This is a genomic window from Massilia rhizosphaerae (assembly GCF_016093545.1).
Taxonomy (GTDB): Bacteria; Pseudomonadota; Gammaproteobacteria; order Burkholderiales; family Burkholderiaceae_D; genus Telluria; species Telluria rhizosphaerae.
In genome coordinates this window covers 450,197-466,921 of sequence record NZ_JADKYX010000004.1, presented here as the reverse complement: position 1 = coordinate 466,921, position 16,725 = coordinate 450,197, and the positions used below count along the sequence as shown (strand labels likewise).

The window sequence follows — 16,725 nt, the reverse complement described above, 5'->3', positions numbered from 1 at the left end:
ATGTTCTTGGGGGTAGTAGCCATGATGATTAAAACACTCCGAACAGTTTGAGGGCGACCAGCAGGGTCAGCGCGAGGCTGACGACCAGCACCCAGCGCGCGGTGCGCTGCGAGGCGTCCTTGTCGAGGGCCATGTGGTTGTCCATGAACAGGTGGCGGATGCCGGCGCAGAAGTGGTGCAGGTAGCCCCAGGACAGGCCCAGCAGGACGATCTTCGTGAACGGATGGCTGACGATGCCCGCGAAGTGGGCGAACGAGATCTCCGAACGGATGCTTTGCTCGAACAGGTAGAGCAGGAACGGCAGGCAGAGGAACAGCACGAAGCCGCTGATACGGTGCAGGATCGATACGATGGCCGACGGCGGCTGCTTGTAATTCATCGTGATGTCCGTAATGCTCACATTACGGATCGGCTGCCCTCTTTTTTGCGCGTTGTTCACGGCTTCGGACATTGGAACACCTCCCTTAAAGCGTTTATTTATATTGACACCCGGACTACGCCGATTTTGTGACCCGCACCGGACCTGGATTCCAGCCTCCAGATCCTGCCGAAACGCGCCGGTTGGGCCTCTCCGACGCTTTCGCAAAATCAAAATATTGTAATCGCTACCACCGATTACTGCACCAGCATAGACTTGGCGCAAAAAGTATTCAGGACAATTCGTTTTGGTAATGATGCTTAGCAGTCAGATACAATCCGCGCCGCAATTCCACCGCCTTGTCTCCATAGGTAAACGACACCCGGTCCGCGCACAGCAGCGGCGTGCCTTCCGCCACTTTCAGGGCGAGCGCCGTCTGCGCGTCGGCCGCCACCGCCCGGATCTTTTCCGTCGCGCGGATCATGCGCGTGCCGAATTCCGACTCGAACAGGCCGTACATCGGGCCCTTGTATTCCGCCAGGCGCTCGGCCGTCAGCCCCTTGAACAAAACCCCGGGCAGCCACAGCTCCTCGAGGATCGTGGGCGTGCCGCCGTCGCTCATCAGGCGCTTGATGTAGACGACGGCATCGCCCGACTTCAGGTCGAGCAGGCGCGCCACCTCGGCCGGCGCACGAATGCGCTTGACTTCGAGGTATTCGTGTTCAAAATGTTGGGGGACGCCTTCGTCGGGCATCAGCTTGAGGAAACGGAAGTGAGCGCGCGCTTCGTTGTGGGTGGCGACGAACGTGCCCTTGCCTTGGCGGCGCACGACGAGATGCTCGGCGGCAAGTTCATCGATGGCCTTGCGCACGGTGCCCTGGCTGACCTTGTAGCGGCCGGCCAGCTCGACCTCGCTGGGGATCAGTTCGCCCGGCTTCCATTCGCCGGACTGCAGGCTCTGCGTGATGAGCGCCTTGATCTGCTGGTACAGTGGAGAGAATGTCGGGGAAGTACCCGCTTGGGATGTGCCCGACTGGGACGTGCCCGACTGGGACGTGGCCGCGCCGCCGACAGCGCTGCCGGCGCTCGTAGTCGTGGCGCCATTGCTGTTCGGATTGGACGAGGCTTGGTTCATAGACTGCGATTTTTTCATAAATCCCCTGCTCCGTCCAGTGTGAAAGACCCTAGATTATGTGTCTTATATAAGACATATGATATGAATTGACAGATGGATTAGCACGGGACTACACTCGCGGTCGATCGAGCGTGGGCGCACGCTTAGCCGCACTGCGTCGCACGCCCGCCTGCGGATGGCGCTTTTGGTATCATTGCAGTTTTCCCAAACAGGCGTATCCTTCTGCGTCGCCCCGTTTTCTTTCCCAAACTTTGGAGATTCATCATGGCTAAAAACCCTAAGCGCGTTGCCGTTACCGGCGCGGCCGGCCAGATCGGCTATTCCCTGCTGTTCCGCATCGCCAACGGCGACATGCTGGGCAAGGACCAGCCGGTCATTCTGCAGCTGCTCGAAATCGACAACGAAAAGGCACAGAAGGCGCTCAAAGGCGTCATGATGGAACTGGAAGACTGCGCATTCCCGCTGCTGGCCGGCATGACCGCCCACAGCGATCCGATGACCGCGTTCAAGGATGCCGACGTCGCCCTGCTGGTCGGCGCCCGTCCGCGCGGCCCGGGCATGGAGCGTAAAGACCTGCTGGAAGCCAACGCCCAGATCTTCACGGTGCAGGGCAAGGCGCTGGACGCCGTCGCCTCGCGCGACGTGAAAGTCCTGGTGGTCGGCAACCCGGCCAACACCAACGCCCACATCGCGATGAAATCGGCCCCGAACCTGCCGGCCAAGAACTTCACCGCCATGCTGCGCCTGGACCACAACCGCGCGCTGTCGCAAGTGGCCGCCAAGACCGGCACGGCCGTCGGCGACATCGAGAAGATGGTCGTCTGGGGCAACCACTCGCCGACCATGTACGCCGACTACCGCTTCGCCACGGTCAACGGCAAATCGGTCAAGGAGCTGATCAACGACCAGGAATGGAACGCCAACACGTTCCTGCCGACCGTCGGCAAGCGCGGCGCCGCCATCATCGACGCCCGCGGCGCCTCGTCGGCCGCATCGGCCGCCAACGCCGCCATCGACCACGTGCATGACTGGCTGCTGGGCACCAACGGCAAGTGGACCACGATGGGCGTGCCGTCGGACGGTTCGTACGGCATCCCGGAAGGCATCGTCTTCGGCTTCCCGGTGACCACCGAGAACGGCGAATACAAGATCATCCAGGGCCTGGAGATCGACCAGTTCTCGCAAGAGCGCATCAACCTGACGCTGAACGAGCTCAACGAAGAGCGCGCGGGCGTGGCGCACCTGCTGGGCAAATAATCCGGTAACGCATACGTTCGGTGGGCGCGTAATTGATGCCACTGGCATCAATCACCCCACCCTACGTCGTTCCGCGTAGGGTGGGCACTCCGTGCCCACCAATGCATCCCAGGACGAGACAATGCATCCTTCCGAGGTTTTATTCCAGGGCCAACGCCAGCCGCTGCTGCTTCCCGCCTGCGACCACTACGCCGGCAGCGAGAAGCTGATGCGCAAGTCGATGGCCCTGCAACAAGAGCTTGGCCCCATTTTCGACATCACCTTCGACTGCGAGGACGGCGCCAGCGCCGGCGACGAGCGCGCCCACGCCGAGCTGGTGGCGGCGCTCGTGAACAGCGAGGACAACCGTTTCAACCGCATCGGCGCGCGCCTGCACGACGTCGGCAGCAGCCACTTCGCGCAGGACGTCGAGATCATCGTGGGCACCGCCGCCGAACGCCTCGCCTACGTCGTGCTGCCCAAGCCGAACAGCCTGGAAGACGTGTTGCGCGCGCAAGACCTCGTCAACCAGGCCGCCACGAAGGCCGGACGCGACTTTCTCCCGCTGCACGTGTTGATCGAAACGCACGGCGCCCTGCACGACGCGTACGCCATCGCCGCCCTGCCCCAGGTCGAATGCATGTCGTTCGGCATCATGGATTTCGTCTCGGCGCACTACGGCGCCGTGCCCGCCGCCGCGATGCGTACGCCGGGCCAATTTACCCATCCCCTCGTCGTCCGCGCGAAGCTGGAAATGGTTGCGGCATGTCATGCGCACGACAAAGTCCCTTCGCATAATGTGACGACCGAGATCAAGGACAGCGCGGTCGTCGCCAACGATGCCCAGCGCGCGGCCGCCGAATTCGGGTTTACGCGCATGTGGAGCATCCATCCCGACCAGATCAAGCCGATCGTCAAGGCGTTCACGCCGCGCCTGGCGGAAGTGAACGAGGCGACGACCATCCTGACGGCCGCGATGGCGAAGCACTGGGGCCCGATCGCCCACGGCGGCCGCTTGCACGACCGCGCCAGCTACCGATATTATTGGACGGTGTTGCAGCGCGCGAAGCTGGCCGGCCTTGCGCTGCCGGATGCCGCGGCGGCACTCGTCAATCAACCGGAATCCATCTGATGGCCATCACTCTGAAACAAATCACCGCCGCCTGCGCCTTTGCGCTCGCGGCCGCCGGCGTTTGCGCGCCCGCATCCGCCACCACCCACGACACGCATCCCAAGGCTACCCACGTCCTGAAGGAAAAAGCCAAGTCCTCCAAGCACAAGAAAACCAAGAAAGCCGACGCCAAGCAGGCGGTCGCGGACGACGAGCCGGAACCGGACATCACCGACACGACGATGGACGAATATGCGTGCGAATTGAACAACAAGGTCACCATCTACAAGAATTCGATGGACGACAGCCATATCGCCCTGCGCTGGAAGAACCACCTGCGCCGCCTGGACAAGGTGGGCACGACGACGGGCGCGCAGCGCTACGAGAACGCGAAAGTCGGCCTGGTCTGGATCGGCATCCCATCGAAGGGCATCCTGCTCGACTCGAAGCAGAACCGCCAACTGGCCAACGAATGCAAGGACGCCGCACAAACCAAGCCGATGGTGGCCGCGGCACCGGGTGACAAGAAAAGCTGATGCAGGCGCATCGGCGCGATTGCTTTACTCCTAAGCTTTAGCAAAAAACAAGTACCCCACAGAAGGAGAACTGAATGTTTCAAAATACGCTGAATACGCTGAAGGAATTCCCGCTCGCAGGGGGCCAGACCGGCCAGTTCCACTCGCTGCCGGCCCTGGGCGAGACCCTGGGCGTTAACCTGTCGCGCCTGCCGGTGTCGATCCGGGTCGTGCTCGAATCCGTGCTGCGCAACTGCGACGGCAAGAAGGTCACCGAAGAACACGTCCGCCAGTTGGCGAACTGGGGCCCGACCGCCCCCCGCACCGAAGAGATCCCGTTCGTCGTCGCCCGCGTCGTCCTGCAGGACTTCACGGGCGTTCCGCTACTGGCCGATCTGGCCGCGATGCGCAACGTCGCCGCCAAGACGGGCGCCGATCCGAAGAAGATCGAGCCGCTGGTGCCGGTGGACCTGGTCGTCGACCACTCGGTGACCATCGACTACTTCCGCGTCCCGGACGCGCTCGACCTGAACATGAAGATCGAGTTCCAGCGCAATAACGAGCGCTACCAGTTCATGAAGTGGGGCATGCAGGCGTTCGACACGTTCGGCGTCGTGCCGCCGGGCTTCGGCATCGTGCACCAGGTCAACCTGGAATACCTCGCGCGCGGCGTGATGAAGAACGGCTCGATGTGCTACCCGGACACCCTGGTCGGCACGGACTCGCACACCACCATGATCAACGGCGTGGGCGTCGTCGGCTGGGGCGTGGGCGGCATCGAGGCGGAGGCCGGCATGCTGGGCCAGCCGGTGTACTTCCTGACGCCGGACGTCATCGGCGTCAACCTGACCGGCGTGCTGCGCGAAGGCTGCACCGCGACCGACCTGGTCCTGACCATCACCGAGATGCTGCGTAAGGAAAAGGTCGTCGGCAAGTTCGTGGAATTCTTCGGCGAAGGCACCGCCTCGCTGTCGACCACCGACCGCGCCACCATCGGCAACATGGCGCCGGAATACGGCGCGACGATGGGCTTCTTCCCGGTCGACGACAAGACCGTCGACTACTTCCGCGGCACCGGCCGCACCGAGGAGGAACTGGCCGCCTTCGAAAACTACTTCAAGGCCCAGCAACTGTTCGGCATCCCGAAGGAAGGCGACATCGACTACACCCGCGTGGTGACGCTCGACCTGTCCACCGTCACCCCGTCGCTGGCCGGTCCGAAGCGTCCGCAGGACCGCATCGAACTGGGCAACGTGAAGGGCGCCTTCACCGACCTGTTCTCCAAGCCGACGAGCGAAAACGGCTTCAACAAGTCGCCGGAAGACCTGTCGAAGGTCTACGAGACGACCAACGGCGTGCGCGTGAAGAACGGCGACGTGCTGATCGCCGCGATCACGTCGTGCACCAACACGTCGAACCCGAGCGTGCTGCTGGCCGCCGGCCTGCTGGCCAAGAAGGCCGTCGAAAAGGGCCTCACGGTCGCGCCGCACATCAAGTCGTCGCTGGCGCCGGGCTCGCGCGTCGTCACCAACTACCTGGAAGCGACCGGCCTGCTGCCTTACCTGACGCAACTGGGCTTCGGCGTGACCGCGTACGGCTGCACCACCTGCATCGGCAACGCCGGCGACCTGACCGCGGAACTGAACGCCGCGATCACGTCGAACGACATCATCGCCGCGGCCGTCCTGTCGGGCAACCGCAACTTCGAGGCGCGCATCCACCCGAACATCCGCTCGAACTTCCTCGCGTCGCCGCCGCTGGTCGTCGCCTACGCGATCGCCGGCAACGTCACGCGCGACCTGATGACGGAACCGGTCGGCAAGGGCGCGGACGGCGTCGACGTCTACCTGGGCGACATCTGGCCGACCTCGCAAGAGATCCACGACCTCATGAGGTACGCCATGAATTCGGACGTCTTCAAGGCCAACTACGCGGACGTCAAGGGCAACCCGGGCGCGCTGTGGGAAGCCGTGTCGTCGGTGTCGGGCCAGGTCTACGACTGGCCGGAGTCGACCTACATCGCCGAGCCGCCGTTCTTCAGCGACTTCGAGATGACCCCGAAAGCCGCCGCCGCCGGCGTCCAGGGCGCGCGCGCGCTGGGCGTGTTCGGCGACTCGATCACCACCGACCACATCTCCCCGGCCGGTTCGATCAAGGAAGACGGCCCGGCCGGCAAGTGGCTGAAGGACCACGGCGTCATCAAGGCCGACTTCAACTCCTACGGCTCGCGCCGCGGCAACCACGAGATCATGATGCGCGGCACGTTCGCGAACGTCCGCATCAAGAACAAGATGATCCCGCCGAAAGCCGACGGCTCGGCCGTCGAAGGCGGCATCACGCTCCACCAGCCGAGCGGCGAACAGCTGTCGATCTACGACGCCGCGATGAAGTACATCGCGGAAGGCACCCCGACGATGATCTTCGCCGGCGAAGAATACGGCACCGGCTCCTCGCGCGACTGGGCGGCGAAAGGCACCCAACTGCTGGGCGTGAAGGCCGTGATCGCCCGTTCGTTCGAGCGCATCCACCGTTCCAACCTGGTCGGCATGGGCGTGCTGCCGCTGCAGTTCCTGGGCGACGACAGCGTCGAGACGCTGGGCATCACCGGCAACGAGACCTATGACCTGAAGGGCCTGGAAGGCGAGATCCGTCCGCAAATGCAGGCGACCCTCGTGATCCACCGCGCCGACGGCTCGACCAAGGAAACGCAGGTCCTGCTGCGTATCGACACGCCGATCGAAGTGGATTACTACAAGCATGGCGGCATCCTGCCGTTCGTGCTGCGCCAGCTGCTGGCCGCGTAATCCGCATCGAAACAGCGAAAAAGGCCGGAATCCTGGCGGATTCCGGCCTTTTTTCGTTGTTCCCGTCAAAACCGTCGCTTCCGCGCGGGCGCGCGACGGCGCCGATATTGCCGCCGTGTTACTGGGGTGTGGCCGAATCAACTACAATACCGGGGATAAGGGTTTATCATGACCCCCTAGCACAATCCAAGAACACGAATCCCCTTACCGAAGAGACTCTCCAAGCGTATGCGTCGCCCCTCCAAAGACTCACCCAAACTTTCGGCAGAAAGCCAGCGTCTCATCAGCATCAGCAACGCCATCGTGCAGGCTGCCAGCCGCGTTGAAGAACGGGCCTGGGAACGCAACCTCGACGCCCAGCTGCAGAAGCTGCTCAAGACGAACCACCAGGACAGCGTCGACGCCGCCCTCAACGTCCTGTTCAAGGGCGACCTCGCCGTCTACGACGTGCTGATGGATGGCGTCGAAGCGGTCAGCGAGTCCTCGTTGATGACCGAGCAGGCCAACGACGGTGCCGAGACCACGTGGCAAGCCCTGCTCGTCGCCGCCCCGATCCTGGCCTGGACCCGCTTCTCGATCGCGTCCGGCACGATTCCCGCCGACATCCTGAGCACGCTGACGGCCCACTTCGGCGCCCATTTGCTGGCCGACAACACGAAGCTGGCCATCGCGCCGACCTTGTACTCGATCGACCAGCTGCCGCGCACCCATGCCGAGACATATTCGCTGACCCACAAGCTGGCCGCCGCCGCCCACAAGGGCACGACGGTGAAGCCGGCCGCGCCCGGTCCGGACACGTCGCAATTCCTGGCCGACACGCGCTACCTGCTCGTGGCCGTCGTCGCCCCGCAGGGCGCCCCGCTGTTCCGCTGGCAGGAACCGCAGCACCACATCAATTTCGAAGCCGAGCGCGAGAACGCCCTCGAGCAATGGCGCGCCCAGGCCGGCCCGAACATCGCCCGCCTGCTGCCGGGCTGCGGCGTCGAGCTGCTGCTGCCGGAAGCGTATTACGTGGCGTGCCGCGAGGCGGATAAACTGATCCGTCCGGTGTCGATCCGTGCCGCCGTGCACTATCTGACGAACACGCTGGGCGTGGAACCGAACGACTTGCGCGCCGTCATCGCGGGCTTCGGCGACGAAGTCAACGACAGCCAGGTCGACGAATACCGCGTCGGCTTCACGCTGCGCCAGTCGTCGGACGTCGTGTACGGCATCGTCTGGCCCCTGTACGGCCAGGAAGACGAGGACGGCACGCCGATGGAAGGTCCGGCCGGCGGCGGCGAGCGTCCGCTGGCGCCGCTGGACGAGATCGTCAAGCACCTGAACGACGTCGGCATCAGCCACGTCAAGCGCATCGGCGAACGCTATGTCGCCGAGTACTGCGACGACTGCGGCGCCCCGCTGTTCGCCGACCCCAGCGGCGAGCTCGTCCACGCCGAGATGCCGGAAGACACGCCGGCGGGCAACGAACACTTCCACTGACACGCAACACCATCCGTCCCAAGCCCGGCCGCGTGCCGGGCTTTTTCTTGGGCGCGCAAAATTCGGGGTCAGAGCACTTTTCGGCGCGAATTCGGGGTCAGAGCACTTTTTGGTGCACGGTCCTTGGAGCAAGTCCTCAAGACGGTCCTCGCAGAGAGATTGTGTCCATGCCGCGCGCTGGCCTCGACCGATTGTTGCGCACCGGGACATTGATCCGAAACGTGCTCTGACCCCGAATTCGATCCGAAATATGCTCTGACCCCGAATTTTGACGACGACGCGGCCTGCGACGCGATTGACGCGCGTACGCCGTTATCCAGGCGCGGGGACCGGCGCCTCCGCGTCGCCCTGCACCACCGCCAGTTCCACCCAGCCCGCGCGCCACGCCTGCTCCAGGTCCCGCTCGATCGCGTCGATCGATACCTGCGCGGCGTCGGGAACGCCGCGCACCCCGTAGGCGCGGTTGCGGCCGTGCGCTTTGGCCAGGTACATGGCCTGGTCGGCCAGGCCGACGGCTTGCTCCCACGTCAGGGACACGCCGCCGACCGACAGCGGAAACGGCGCGAAGCCCACGGACGCGCTGACCGGCACGGCCGCGCTGCATTCGTCGGCGGCCGGTGCCGCGACGCAGCGCAGGATGCGCTGTGCCACGTCGTCGAGGCCGTCGCGCGCGACGTCCGGCAGGAACGCGAGGAATTCCTCGCCGCCCCAGCGCACGATCATGTCGGTCTCGCGCAATGCCTGGCGCAGCTTGTGCGCGACCGTTCTCAGCACGGCGTCGCCGGCCGCATGGCCGTGTTCGTCGTTGACGCTTTTAAAATGGTCGAGGTCCAGCAGGAACAAAGCGCCCACGGCCCCGGCGCCGGTCGACCGCCGCTCGTCGCCGGTCCGGTTCATGACGTCCTGGAAGTGGCCGCGGTTGTACAGCAGCGTGAGCGGGTCAAGCGCGCCTTGCCGCTGCAATTGCCGGTTCTTGTCTTCCAGCTCGGCATTCGCGCGCCGCACTTTCCGGTACAGCAGTCCGACGACAGCGGCGGCCAGCGCGCACACCGCGGCCAGCAGCCACCAGAGGCGCTGCTGCGCACGGTGATGCTCCAGCGCCGCGATGGCGGCGCGGTTTGCCTCGCGCAGCGCGTCGATCCGGCGCTGCTTGTTCTCGGCGTCGTATTTCTGCTGCAGTTCCAACAGGGCCTTCTGGCGCTGCTCGGCGAAGATCTCGCCCGACAGGCGGCGCTCGCGGTCGTACGCGTCGACGGCGCCCTTGTAGTCGCCGGCATGCTCCAGCGCCCCGCCATATTCGCGCAGCACGGCCAGCAGTTCGGGCTTGTCGCCCTGTTTTTCATAGGTCGCCAGGCCCGCCTCGAACTGCCGCTTGCCCTCGGCCAGCCGGCCCTGCCCGAGCAGCGCCTGGCCCAGGTTGACGCGGGCGGTGGCGGCGTCGTTGTTGCTCCTGACGTCCATGGCGGCGTCCAGCGCTTGCGCGGCATAGGCCTGGGCCTCGCGGAACCGGCGCTCCTTCAGGTAACAATCGGACATGTCGACCAAGGTGGTGGTGGCCATCTGGCGCGCGCCCATGCCGCGTTCCAGGCCGAGCGCTTCGAACAGGGCCCGGCGCGCGCGCGGAAAGTCTTTCTGCTCGACCGCCAATGCGTACTCGTCGCCCAGCGCCGTCGCGAGGTAGCCGGGGGATGCCATCTTGCGCGCCACGGCCAGCGATTCCCGCTGCGCCTCCCAGCCTTTGTCGAGCTCGCCCATATTCAGGTACAGCAGCACCAGCACGTGCAGCGCGCTGGCCAGCGGCGCGGTGTCGCCCTCGATCCGGCTTGCCATGTCGACGGCGGCATGCAGCCGCGCCAGCGCCGCGGGATAATCGCCCTGCTCCTCGAACGACTGGCCGGCCGCGATGGTGGCCATGATCTGCGTCGGGACGTCGGCGGTGGCGCGGGCGACGCGTTCGGCCTCGAACGACGCAGCGTGCGACGCGGCCAGGTCTTCGCGCAGGTAGAGCGTGTTGGCGCGCCCGATCAGGCCTTTGGCCAGCGCCACGTTGTCCTTGTTCCGCCTGCCGTAGGCGACCAGTTGGTCCGCCAATGCCAGGGCATGCGTGAGGTCGCCGATGCCGCGCTCGGCGGTGCTGTAGAAATACAGGAAGTCCGTCCGCAACGGTGCCGGCGCGGTGGCCATTTCCCATTCCATGGCGCGCAGCCGGCGCGACGCCTCGTCCGGCACGAAGCGGGCCATGGCGCCCGCCTCCCGCAGGCGCTCGGCCTGCGGCGCAGCGCCACATGCCGCGAGCGGATGCAGCAGCAAGGCCAAGGCGCAGCAGCGCAGGATCCTGCCGCGGTCCGCGCGCATGCTCAATTGTGACAGTACGGAAAATGCCATTGCGGTCCTCTGGCTGCGCCGCACCACGCACGGTCGCGCACCGCGCCATTATGCCCGCTGTCAACTAGAGAGTTCAACCAAACGGCGTCGGCCGCCTGCGCCGCCCGTCAGTGCCGGGCGAGCGATGCCAGGTAGCCGTGGATCTGCGCCACCGCGGCGGCCCCTTCGCCGGCCGCGGCGGCCACGCGCTTGGTCGACCCGGCCCGCAGGTCGCCCACGGCGAAGATGCCGTCGACGCTCGTCTCGAGCGTGCGGGCGCCGCGTTCCGGGCGCGTGTCGGCGCCGGTCAGCACGAAACCCTTGTCGTCCAGCCCGATGCCGCACTCGTGCAGCCAGTCGCTGTTCGGATCGGCGCCGATGAACAGGAACAGCCGGCGCACGACGAATGACCGTTCGTCGCCACCGTCGCGGCTCCGGCAGCGCACGCGCGCCAGGCCGTTCTCGTCGCCGTCCAGCCCGACGATTTCGCGCCGCGTGTGCAGGTGGATGTTGGGCGTGGCCGCGATGCGTTCGATCAGGTAGCTGGACATCGTCGCTTCCAGCCCCGGCCCGCGCACCATCAAGTGCACGTCCGACGCGTGCGCCGCCAGGAAGACGGCCGCCTGTCCCGCCGAATTGCCGCCGCCGACGAGCACGACGGGTTCGTTGCGGCACAACCGCGCTTCCACGGGCGAGGCCCAGTAGTACACGCCGCGGCCTTCGTATTCGGCGATGTCGGGCAGGTCCGGCTTGCGGTAGCGCGCGCCGGACGCCAGCACGACGGTGCGCGCCTGCAAGCACGTGCCGTCGTCCAGCTCGACCTTGAGCGGCCGCTCGTGGCACAGCAGCCGGGTGGCGCGCGCGGGGATCGCGACCTCGGCGCCGAACTTCAGCGCCTGCACGTACGAGCGGCCGGCCAGCGCGCGGCCGGAGATGCCGGTCGGGAAACCGAGGAAGTTCTCGATGCGCGCGCTCGCGCCCGCCTGCCCGCCATAGGCGCGCTGGTCCAGCACCATCACGCGCAAGCCTTCCGATGCGGCGTACACGGCCGTCGCCAGCCCGGACGGCCCCGCGCCGACGACGAGCACGTCGAACACGGCGCCGCGCTCGATGCGGGGCAAGGTGCCGAGGCAGCGGCCCACTTCGGTCAACGTGGGATTCTTCAGCACGAAGCCGTCCGGCAGCGCCACGAGCGGCCAGTCGGACGGCCGTTGCCAGTGCTCGCGCACGAGCTGGGCCGCTTCCGGATCGGACTCCGGATCGCGCCGCGTGTACGGATAGGCATTACGCGATAAAAAATTCTCCAGCTCGAACAGGCCGGCGTGCGCGGCCGGGCCGATCAGGATCGGTCCGCCCGGCTTATTGCTGATCAATTGCACGCGACGGAGAATGAAGGCGCGCATGAGACGCTCGCCCAGTTCGGCCTCGGCCACGATCACGGCGCGCAGGCATTCGGCGTCGAGCACGAGGGCTTCCAGGTCGCCCACCGCGACGCCGTCCGCGAGCGGCGGCCGGCCGGACAACTGCGCCACTTCGCCGCTGAACTGGCCGGGGCCGTACTCGACCACCTCGACGCGCTTGCCGAGCGCATCGGTCCGGCTGCACGACAAGCGCCCCGCCAGCACGACGACCATGCCGGGCGAATCCACGCAGGCGCGGAACACGGTGGCGCCGTCCGGCCAGGTGCGGCAGGTGCCGAAGCGACGCAGGCGGGCGATGTCGTCCCCGCTCAGGGTGGGATAGATCTGGTGGGCGCGCGTGGCCAGGTCGACGGCGGCGCGCGCCTCGGTGTCGGGGACGAGGCTTTCGGGGATCAGTTCGGGAACGTGTTCGGACATGGTCGGGCGTCTCCTGGTCGGGTATCGCATGCTAACCCAAGCGGTGGCGCCGCGCACCTCTCGAAAGACGGGGCCGGCGCGTCAGGGTTTGTCGTGCCACTGCGCATACGGATGCCGGATCAGGCTGGCATTGTAGTAGCGCTTTTCTCCCGTGACTTCGAGGCCGATCCAGTCCGGCTTCTCGAAGGCCTCGTCCTCGGCGCCGAGTTCGATCTCCGCCACGACCAACCCTGCATTCAGGCCGAGGAATTCGTCGACTTCCCACGTGTGGCCCCCGTTCTCGATGCGGTGACGGATCTTTTCGACCTGCGGCTGCTCGCACAGGCCGTCCAGCAGCTCGACCGCATCCGCCACGGGAATCTCGTACTCCCACTCGCCGCGGGACGCCCCGGTGGTCTTGCCCTTGATGGTGATGACGGCGCGCTCGCCCTCGATGCGCACGCGCACCGTGCGCACGGGATCCGCCACCAGGTAACCCTGGCGCATGCGCGTCGGGATGCCCTGCCCGCGCCAGCCGTCATTGGCCAGCAAGAACTTGCGTTCGATCTCGACGCCCATGTCCGGTCTCCTTCAATCGTCCAGCGATTGCAGGATCGGCTGCAGCATCGCGGCGCCGAGCGCGGCGCTGCGGGCGCCGTTCCAGCCGACGTACGGATCGGGCAGGTTGGCGTTGTCCTTGAACGGCATCTCCAGGGTCAGCGACAGGCATTTGAACGTGTGGCCGATGTACTTCGAGGCCAGGGTCAGCAATTCCTCGTTGTACTTGCTCGCGGCATAGCCGTAGACGTTCTGGAAGTCGGGGCTGGCCGCCATGTAGCGCTCGATGAACGCGTTCTGGGCGGCCAGGCGCTCCGGCGTGAAGTCGGCCAGCATCTCGCTGCCCGCCACGAAATTGTAGGGCAGTCCCTCGTCGCCGTGGATGTCGAAGAACATGTCGACGCCCGTCTCGTGGATCTTGTTCTTCACGCACAGCACTTCCGGGCTGCGTTCCGGCGACGGCGTCATCCATTCGCGGTTCAGGTTGGCGCCTGCCGCATTCGTGCGCAGGTTGCCGCGCACCGAGCCGTCCGGATTCATGTTCGGCACGATGTAGAACACGGCGCGCTGCAGCAGCTTGCGCGACACCGGATTGGAATTGTCGAGCAGCGCATCCATCATGCCCTCGACGAACCACTCGGCCATCGTCTCGCCCGGATGCTGGCGCGCGATGACCCAGATCTTTTTCTCGGCCTGGGGATTGCCGATCACGACGAGGTTCATGTCGCGCCCGTCGACGGTGGTGCCGATATCGTGCACGCGCGCGACCGGATTCTCGGCCACTTCGCCGAGCAGGCGCAGGTGGCGTTCCCACGTGTAGGGCTCGAAATAGGCGTAATAGATGCTGTCCAGCTCGGGCGTGTGGTTGACGCTCAAGACCTGGCCGTCGAACGACGTCGGCACGCGGAACCAGTTCTCCGTGTCATAGCTGGCCGCCACCTGGTAGCCCTCGAAGCCCTTGGGATAGGTCGCCTGGCCCGCGTTCAGGAAGCGGATCGTGCAGGCCTTGCCGCGCGCGCCCTGCAGGCGGAAGTGGAACCACTGGTGGATGTCGGCTGAAGAATCCTTGCGCAGCTTGAGGTCGATCTGGCGCGGATCGGTGGCCTCGACGACGTCGATCGCACCGGAATCGAACAGCTGGCTGATCTTGATGGGCATGGGCTGGTTCCTCGAAAAGCGGTCAAAGAACGCATGATAGCCGAGCCCACGCCCGCCGGCCATAAACAGGCGGCGGGCGTTGCCGCCGCGTTGCCGTTGCGCCGCCGCTCAGGCGTCGAGGTCGATCAAATCCTTGCTGTAGGCCAGCATGATCTGGCGCATCAGCTCGACGTTGCTGCGGTCGAGGACGACGGTGAGGTCCGGCTTGCGGTCGAGGTTGTAGGTCATGCTGATCTTGCCCGGCAAGACCTTGCACTGCACGGTGAACGCGCGCGGGATGTTCGGACTGTCCCAGTCCCACTGGGTGATCTGGGGACCGGCCGGCGGCGGCTGCAGGGCCGGATCCTGGTTGACCGGCAGGTGCTTGAGGAGCCAGAACACGATCGATGCCGGCACGAACACGGCAACGTCGCTCGCCCCGTGCGCGGAGAATTTGGTCAGCAGGAGGTTGCCGACCCGGTCGCACGACATGGACATGCTCTTGACTTGACGGATGACCGCTGATTTCACGACGAATTCCTATGGCTAAGTGATTGAAAGCCCGAGGATTTTACCCCATCCAATTTCGAAATTGTGTTAAAGAAATGCAAAACGGGGAGCCTGCGCTCCCCGCGAGAAATCGTGCGCAGGGTGGACGGCTGTGCCGCCGTCCCACCCGCACCGGGTTACTGCTTGTTGCCCTTGGACGAGCTGCGCGACGAGCCCGACGCCGATTGGCGATTGCCGTGGCTCATGCTGCCTGCGCGACGTGCCTCTTCCGAGGTGAATTCGTGCGCGGTGCCTTTCTGGTGGGCGGCCTTGCCGCCTTCGCTGGCGATCTGGCGCTGACGCTCCGGATCCATCGATGCGAAACCTCGGTTCTTCGTACCGCCACTCTGCTTGTTGCCTTGGTTGCTGGATGCCATGATGTTCTCTCCTCGTTGCAGTTGAAACCGCCGCGTCCTGCGGCAGGCCTGCCGATGCTGTCGGATGCACCGTTGAGCGCTCGGTCGGAAAACATCTTAGGCATGCCGATTGGATGAGACTATAGGAGCAATTCAGATGACTTTGTAGGACAATGTGAGACAGAAAATGCATCATCGAAACACTACTTCCAGTCGTAAATGACTCGTCGGTAATCGTCCTACATATACCCGCAACGTCTTCCTATACTGAAGTCTCCTGTGGACGCGCATCATTCCAGTTTGGATCGAAAGGAGACGATCATGGACGCGAACCAACGCAGCGAAGTGAACAACCAGACGAACAACGGCGCCGACGAGAAATGGAATCCCGGGTCGGAAGGCGATACCGCCGACCATGGCCAGCCGCTCGACCACACCTATCCGCGCGGCCCGGGCGTCGAGCAGGGCAACCAGCAGCGCGACGTCATGGGTGCGCAGGGCGGCATCGGCGGCCGCGAGTATGGCGAGGACGCCGGCATCCCCGGCGGCTCGATGGACAACCAGATCAACGGCGGCTCGGGCGCCGTGCAGGGCATCACGGACAGCCACCAGCGCCAGATGGAACAGAAATCCGGCGCCTACGGCTTGCTGGAACAGCCCGTCGGACACCGTCCGAAAGACACGGGCGTGGATCTGACCCTGGAGCGGGACATCCACCGTGACGTCGTGCGCGGCAACCTGCAGGCGTCCACGCAGACGCAAGGCGGCGGCATGCACGGCCCGCGCAGCGAACTGCCGGCGCGGCCGCCGGGCGGCTCGATGGGCAACCGCCAGTCCGGCGCGTCGTCCTCGACGCAGGGCGGCGGCATGCCGGGGCCGGGCGCCGCCGGCGGACGCGAAGCCCAGCGCGGCAACACGCAGCTGGAGGTGACCGGCTCGCGCGCGCGGACCAACCAGGAGTCCGACTACGGCGGCGTGCACGAATCCAACTACGCGGCCGGCGGCCTGCCGCGCTCGCCGGGCAACACGGGCGCGGACAGCACCGACCGCCAGGGTTCCCAGACCGGCTCCACCGCATCCGCGGGCGGCCCGCCGGTGCACAAGTCGAACGACGCCGCCGGCGGCTATCCGCGCAGCCCCGGCTTCGCCAACAAGCTGCACGGCGACGAGAACATGGACGACGACACGGGCTTCAAGACCAAGCCCTGAGTCCGCTTTCCGCCGGCCCGCGCGGCCGGCGTCCCTCCTCGCTTGATCCAGATTCAAGCGCCGGACGAGTTCCGGAACCCAGCCATTTTGCTCG

At 65.6% G+C, this 16,725-nt stretch carries 14 protein-coding genes; 6 read left to right on the top strand and 8 right to left on the bottom strand.

Features of this window, described 5'->3' with window-relative positions; all coding sequences use genetic code 11:
* Positions 1-28: 28 nt before the first annotated feature.
* Both sdhC and ISF28_RS09850 read right to left on the bottom strand, forming a co-directional pair.
* Positions 29-451 carry a succinate dehydrogenase, cytochrome b556 subunit gene (gene sdhC / locus ISF28_RS09855; protein WP_198116972.1) on the bottom strand — a complete coding sequence of 141 codons (423 nt, stop codon included), beginning with the start codon at positions 449-451 and terminating at the stop codon, positions 29-31.
* A 199-nt stretch (positions 452-650) separates the two neighbouring features.
* Positions 651-1,493, bottom strand: a complete 843-nt coding sequence (locus ISF28_RS09850; RefSeq protein WP_198116971.1) for a GntR family transcriptional regulator — start codon at positions 1,491-1,493, stop codon at positions 651-653.
* Between the two features lie 264 nt (positions 1,494-1,757).
* On the opposite strand from ISF28_RS09850, the gene ISF28_RS09845 reads away from it, so the two are divergent.
* From ISF28_RS09845 to ISF28_RS09825, 5 genes are all read left to right on the top strand, one after another.
* A complete protein-coding gene (locus ISF28_RS09845) occupies positions 1,758-2,750 on the top strand; it encodes a malate dehydrogenase (protein ID WP_198116970.1) in 993 nt (330 codons plus the stop codon).
* A 121-nt stretch (positions 2,751-2,871) separates the two neighbouring features.
* Positions 2,872-3,861 (top strand): HpcH/HpaI aldolase/citrate lyase family protein, encoded by a 990-nt coding sequence (locus tag ISF28_RS09840; protein WP_198116969.1) that lies wholly within the window; start codon positions 2,872-2,874, stop codon positions 3,859-3,861.
* Entirely contained in the window at positions 3,861-4,376 is a 516-nt protein-coding gene (locus tag ISF28_RS09835; RefSeq protein ID WP_198116968.1) for a hypothetical protein, read from the top strand. The genes ISF28_RS09840 and ISF28_RS09835 overlap by 1 nt, the downstream gene beginning before the upstream one ends.
* A 74-nt stretch (positions 4,377-4,450) precedes the next feature.
* On the top strand, positions 4,451-7,159 hold the full coding sequence (gene acnA, locus ISF28_RS09830; protein WP_198116967.1) for an aconitate hydratase AcnA: 2,709 nt from the start codon (positions 4,451-4,453) through the stop codon (positions 7,157-7,159).
* Between the two features lie 228 nt (positions 7,160-7,387).
* On the top strand, positions 7,388-8,641 hold the full coding sequence (locus ISF28_RS09825) for a DUF2863 family protein (protein ID WP_198116966.1): 1,254 nt from the start codon (positions 7,388-7,390) through the stop codon (positions 8,639-8,641).
* 312 nt (positions 8,642-8,953) lie between these two features.
* Here ISF28_RS09825 and ISF28_RS09820 read toward each other — a convergent pair whose 3' ends face one another.
* The 6 genes from ISF28_RS09820 to ISF28_RS09795 form a co-directional block, all read right to left on the bottom strand.
* On the bottom strand, positions 8,954-11,026 hold the full coding sequence (locus ISF28_RS09820; RefSeq protein WP_229518966.1) for a tetratricopeptide repeat-containing diguanylate cyclase: 2,073 nt from the start codon (positions 11,024-11,026) through the stop codon (positions 8,954-8,956).
* Between the two features lie 107 nt (positions 11,027-11,133).
* Positions 11,134-12,843, bottom strand: coding sequence for an FAD-dependent oxidoreductase (locus ISF28_RS09815; RefSeq protein WP_198116965.1), 1,710 nt, complete (start codon positions 12,841-12,843; stop codon positions 11,134-11,136).
* An 81-nt stretch (positions 12,844-12,924) separates the two neighbouring features.
* The gene (locus ISF28_RS09810) at positions 12,925-13,401 is read right to left on the bottom strand and encodes a CYTH domain-containing protein (RefSeq protein WP_198116964.1); all 477 of its coding nucleotides are present in this window, start codon (positions 13,399-13,401) and stop codon (positions 12,925-12,927) included.
* 12 nt (positions 13,402-13,413) lie between these two features.
* Positions 13,414-14,538 carry a M14 family metallopeptidase gene (locus ISF28_RS09805; RefSeq protein ID WP_198116963.1) on the bottom strand — a complete coding sequence of 375 codons (1,125 nt, stop codon included), beginning with the start codon at positions 14,536-14,538 and terminating at the stop codon, positions 13,414-13,416.
* 108 nt (positions 14,539-14,646) lie between these two features.
* Positions 14,647-15,048, bottom strand: a complete 402-nt coding sequence (locus ISF28_RS09800; RefSeq protein ID WP_370663411.1) for a hypothetical protein — start codon at positions 15,046-15,048, stop codon at positions 14,647-14,649.
* Positions 15,049-15,203: 155 nt separating this feature from the next.
* Positions 15,204-15,443: a KGG domain-containing protein gene (locus ISF28_RS09795; protein WP_056440301.1), complete on the bottom strand. Its 240-nt coding sequence runs from the start codon at positions 15,441-15,443 to the stop codon at positions 15,204-15,206.
* Positions 15,444-15,743: 300 nt separating this feature from the next.
* Between ISF28_RS09795 and ISF28_RS09790 the strand changes: the two genes are divergently transcribed.
* On the top strand, positions 15,744-16,631 hold the full coding sequence (locus tag ISF28_RS09790; protein ID WP_198116962.1) for a hypothetical protein: 888 nt from the start codon (positions 15,744-15,746) through the stop codon (positions 16,629-16,631).
* Positions 16,632-16,725: the final 94 nt, after the last annotated feature.

What these genes read in the sequence shown, in the direction of transcription:
- sdhC (WP_198116972.1), bottom strand. Translation starts at nt 451, where the DNA reads ATGTCCGAAGCCGTGAACAACGCGCAAAAAAGAGGGCAGCCGATCCGT.
- ISF28_RS09850 (WP_198116971.1), bottom strand. Translation starts at nt 1,493, where the DNA reads ATGAACCAAGCCTCGTCCAATCCGAACAGCAATGGCGCCACGACTACG.
- ISF28_RS09845 (WP_198116970.1), top strand. Translation starts at nt 1,758, where the DNA reads ATGGCTAAAAACCCTAAGCGCGTTGCCGTTACCGGCGCGGCCGGCCAG.
- ISF28_RS09840 (WP_198116969.1), top strand. Translation starts at nt 2,872, where the DNA reads ATGCATCCTTCCGAGGTTTTATTCCAGGGCCAACGCCAGCCGCTGCTG.
- ISF28_RS09835 (WP_198116968.1), top strand. Translation starts at nt 3,861, where the DNA reads ATGGCCATCACTCTGAAACAAATCACCGCCGCCTGCGCCTTTGCGCTC.
- acnA (WP_198116967.1), top strand. Translation starts at nt 4,451, where the DNA reads ATGTTTCAAAATACGCTGAATACGCTGAAGGAATTCCCGCTCGCAGGG.
- ISF28_RS09825 (WP_198116966.1), top strand. Translation starts at nt 7,388, where the DNA reads ATGCGTCGCCCCTCCAAAGACTCACCCAAACTTTCGGCAGAAAGCCAG.
- ISF28_RS09820 (WP_229518966.1), bottom strand. Translation starts at nt 11,026, where the DNA reads ATGGCATTTTCCGTACTGTCACAATTGAGCATGCGCGCGGACCGCGGC.
- ISF28_RS09815 (WP_198116965.1), bottom strand. Translation starts at nt 12,843, where the DNA reads ATGTCCGAACACGTTCCCGAACTGATCCCCGAAAGCCTCGTCCCCGAC.
- ISF28_RS09810 (WP_198116964.1), bottom strand. Translation starts at nt 13,401, where the DNA reads ATGGGCGTCGAGATCGAACGCAAGTTCTTGCTGGCCAATGACGGCTGG.
- ISF28_RS09805 (WP_198116963.1), bottom strand. Translation starts at nt 14,538, where the DNA reads ATGCCCATCAAGATCAGCCAGCTGTTCGATTCCGGTGCGATCGACGTC.
- ISF28_RS09795 (WP_056440301.1), bottom strand. Translation starts at nt 15,443, where the DNA reads ATGGCATCCAGCAACCAAGGCAACAAGCAGAGTGGCGGTACGAAGAAC.
- ISF28_RS09790 (WP_198116962.1), top strand. Translation starts at nt 15,744, where the DNA reads ATGGACGCGAACCAACGCAGCGAAGTGAACAACCAGACGAACAACGGC.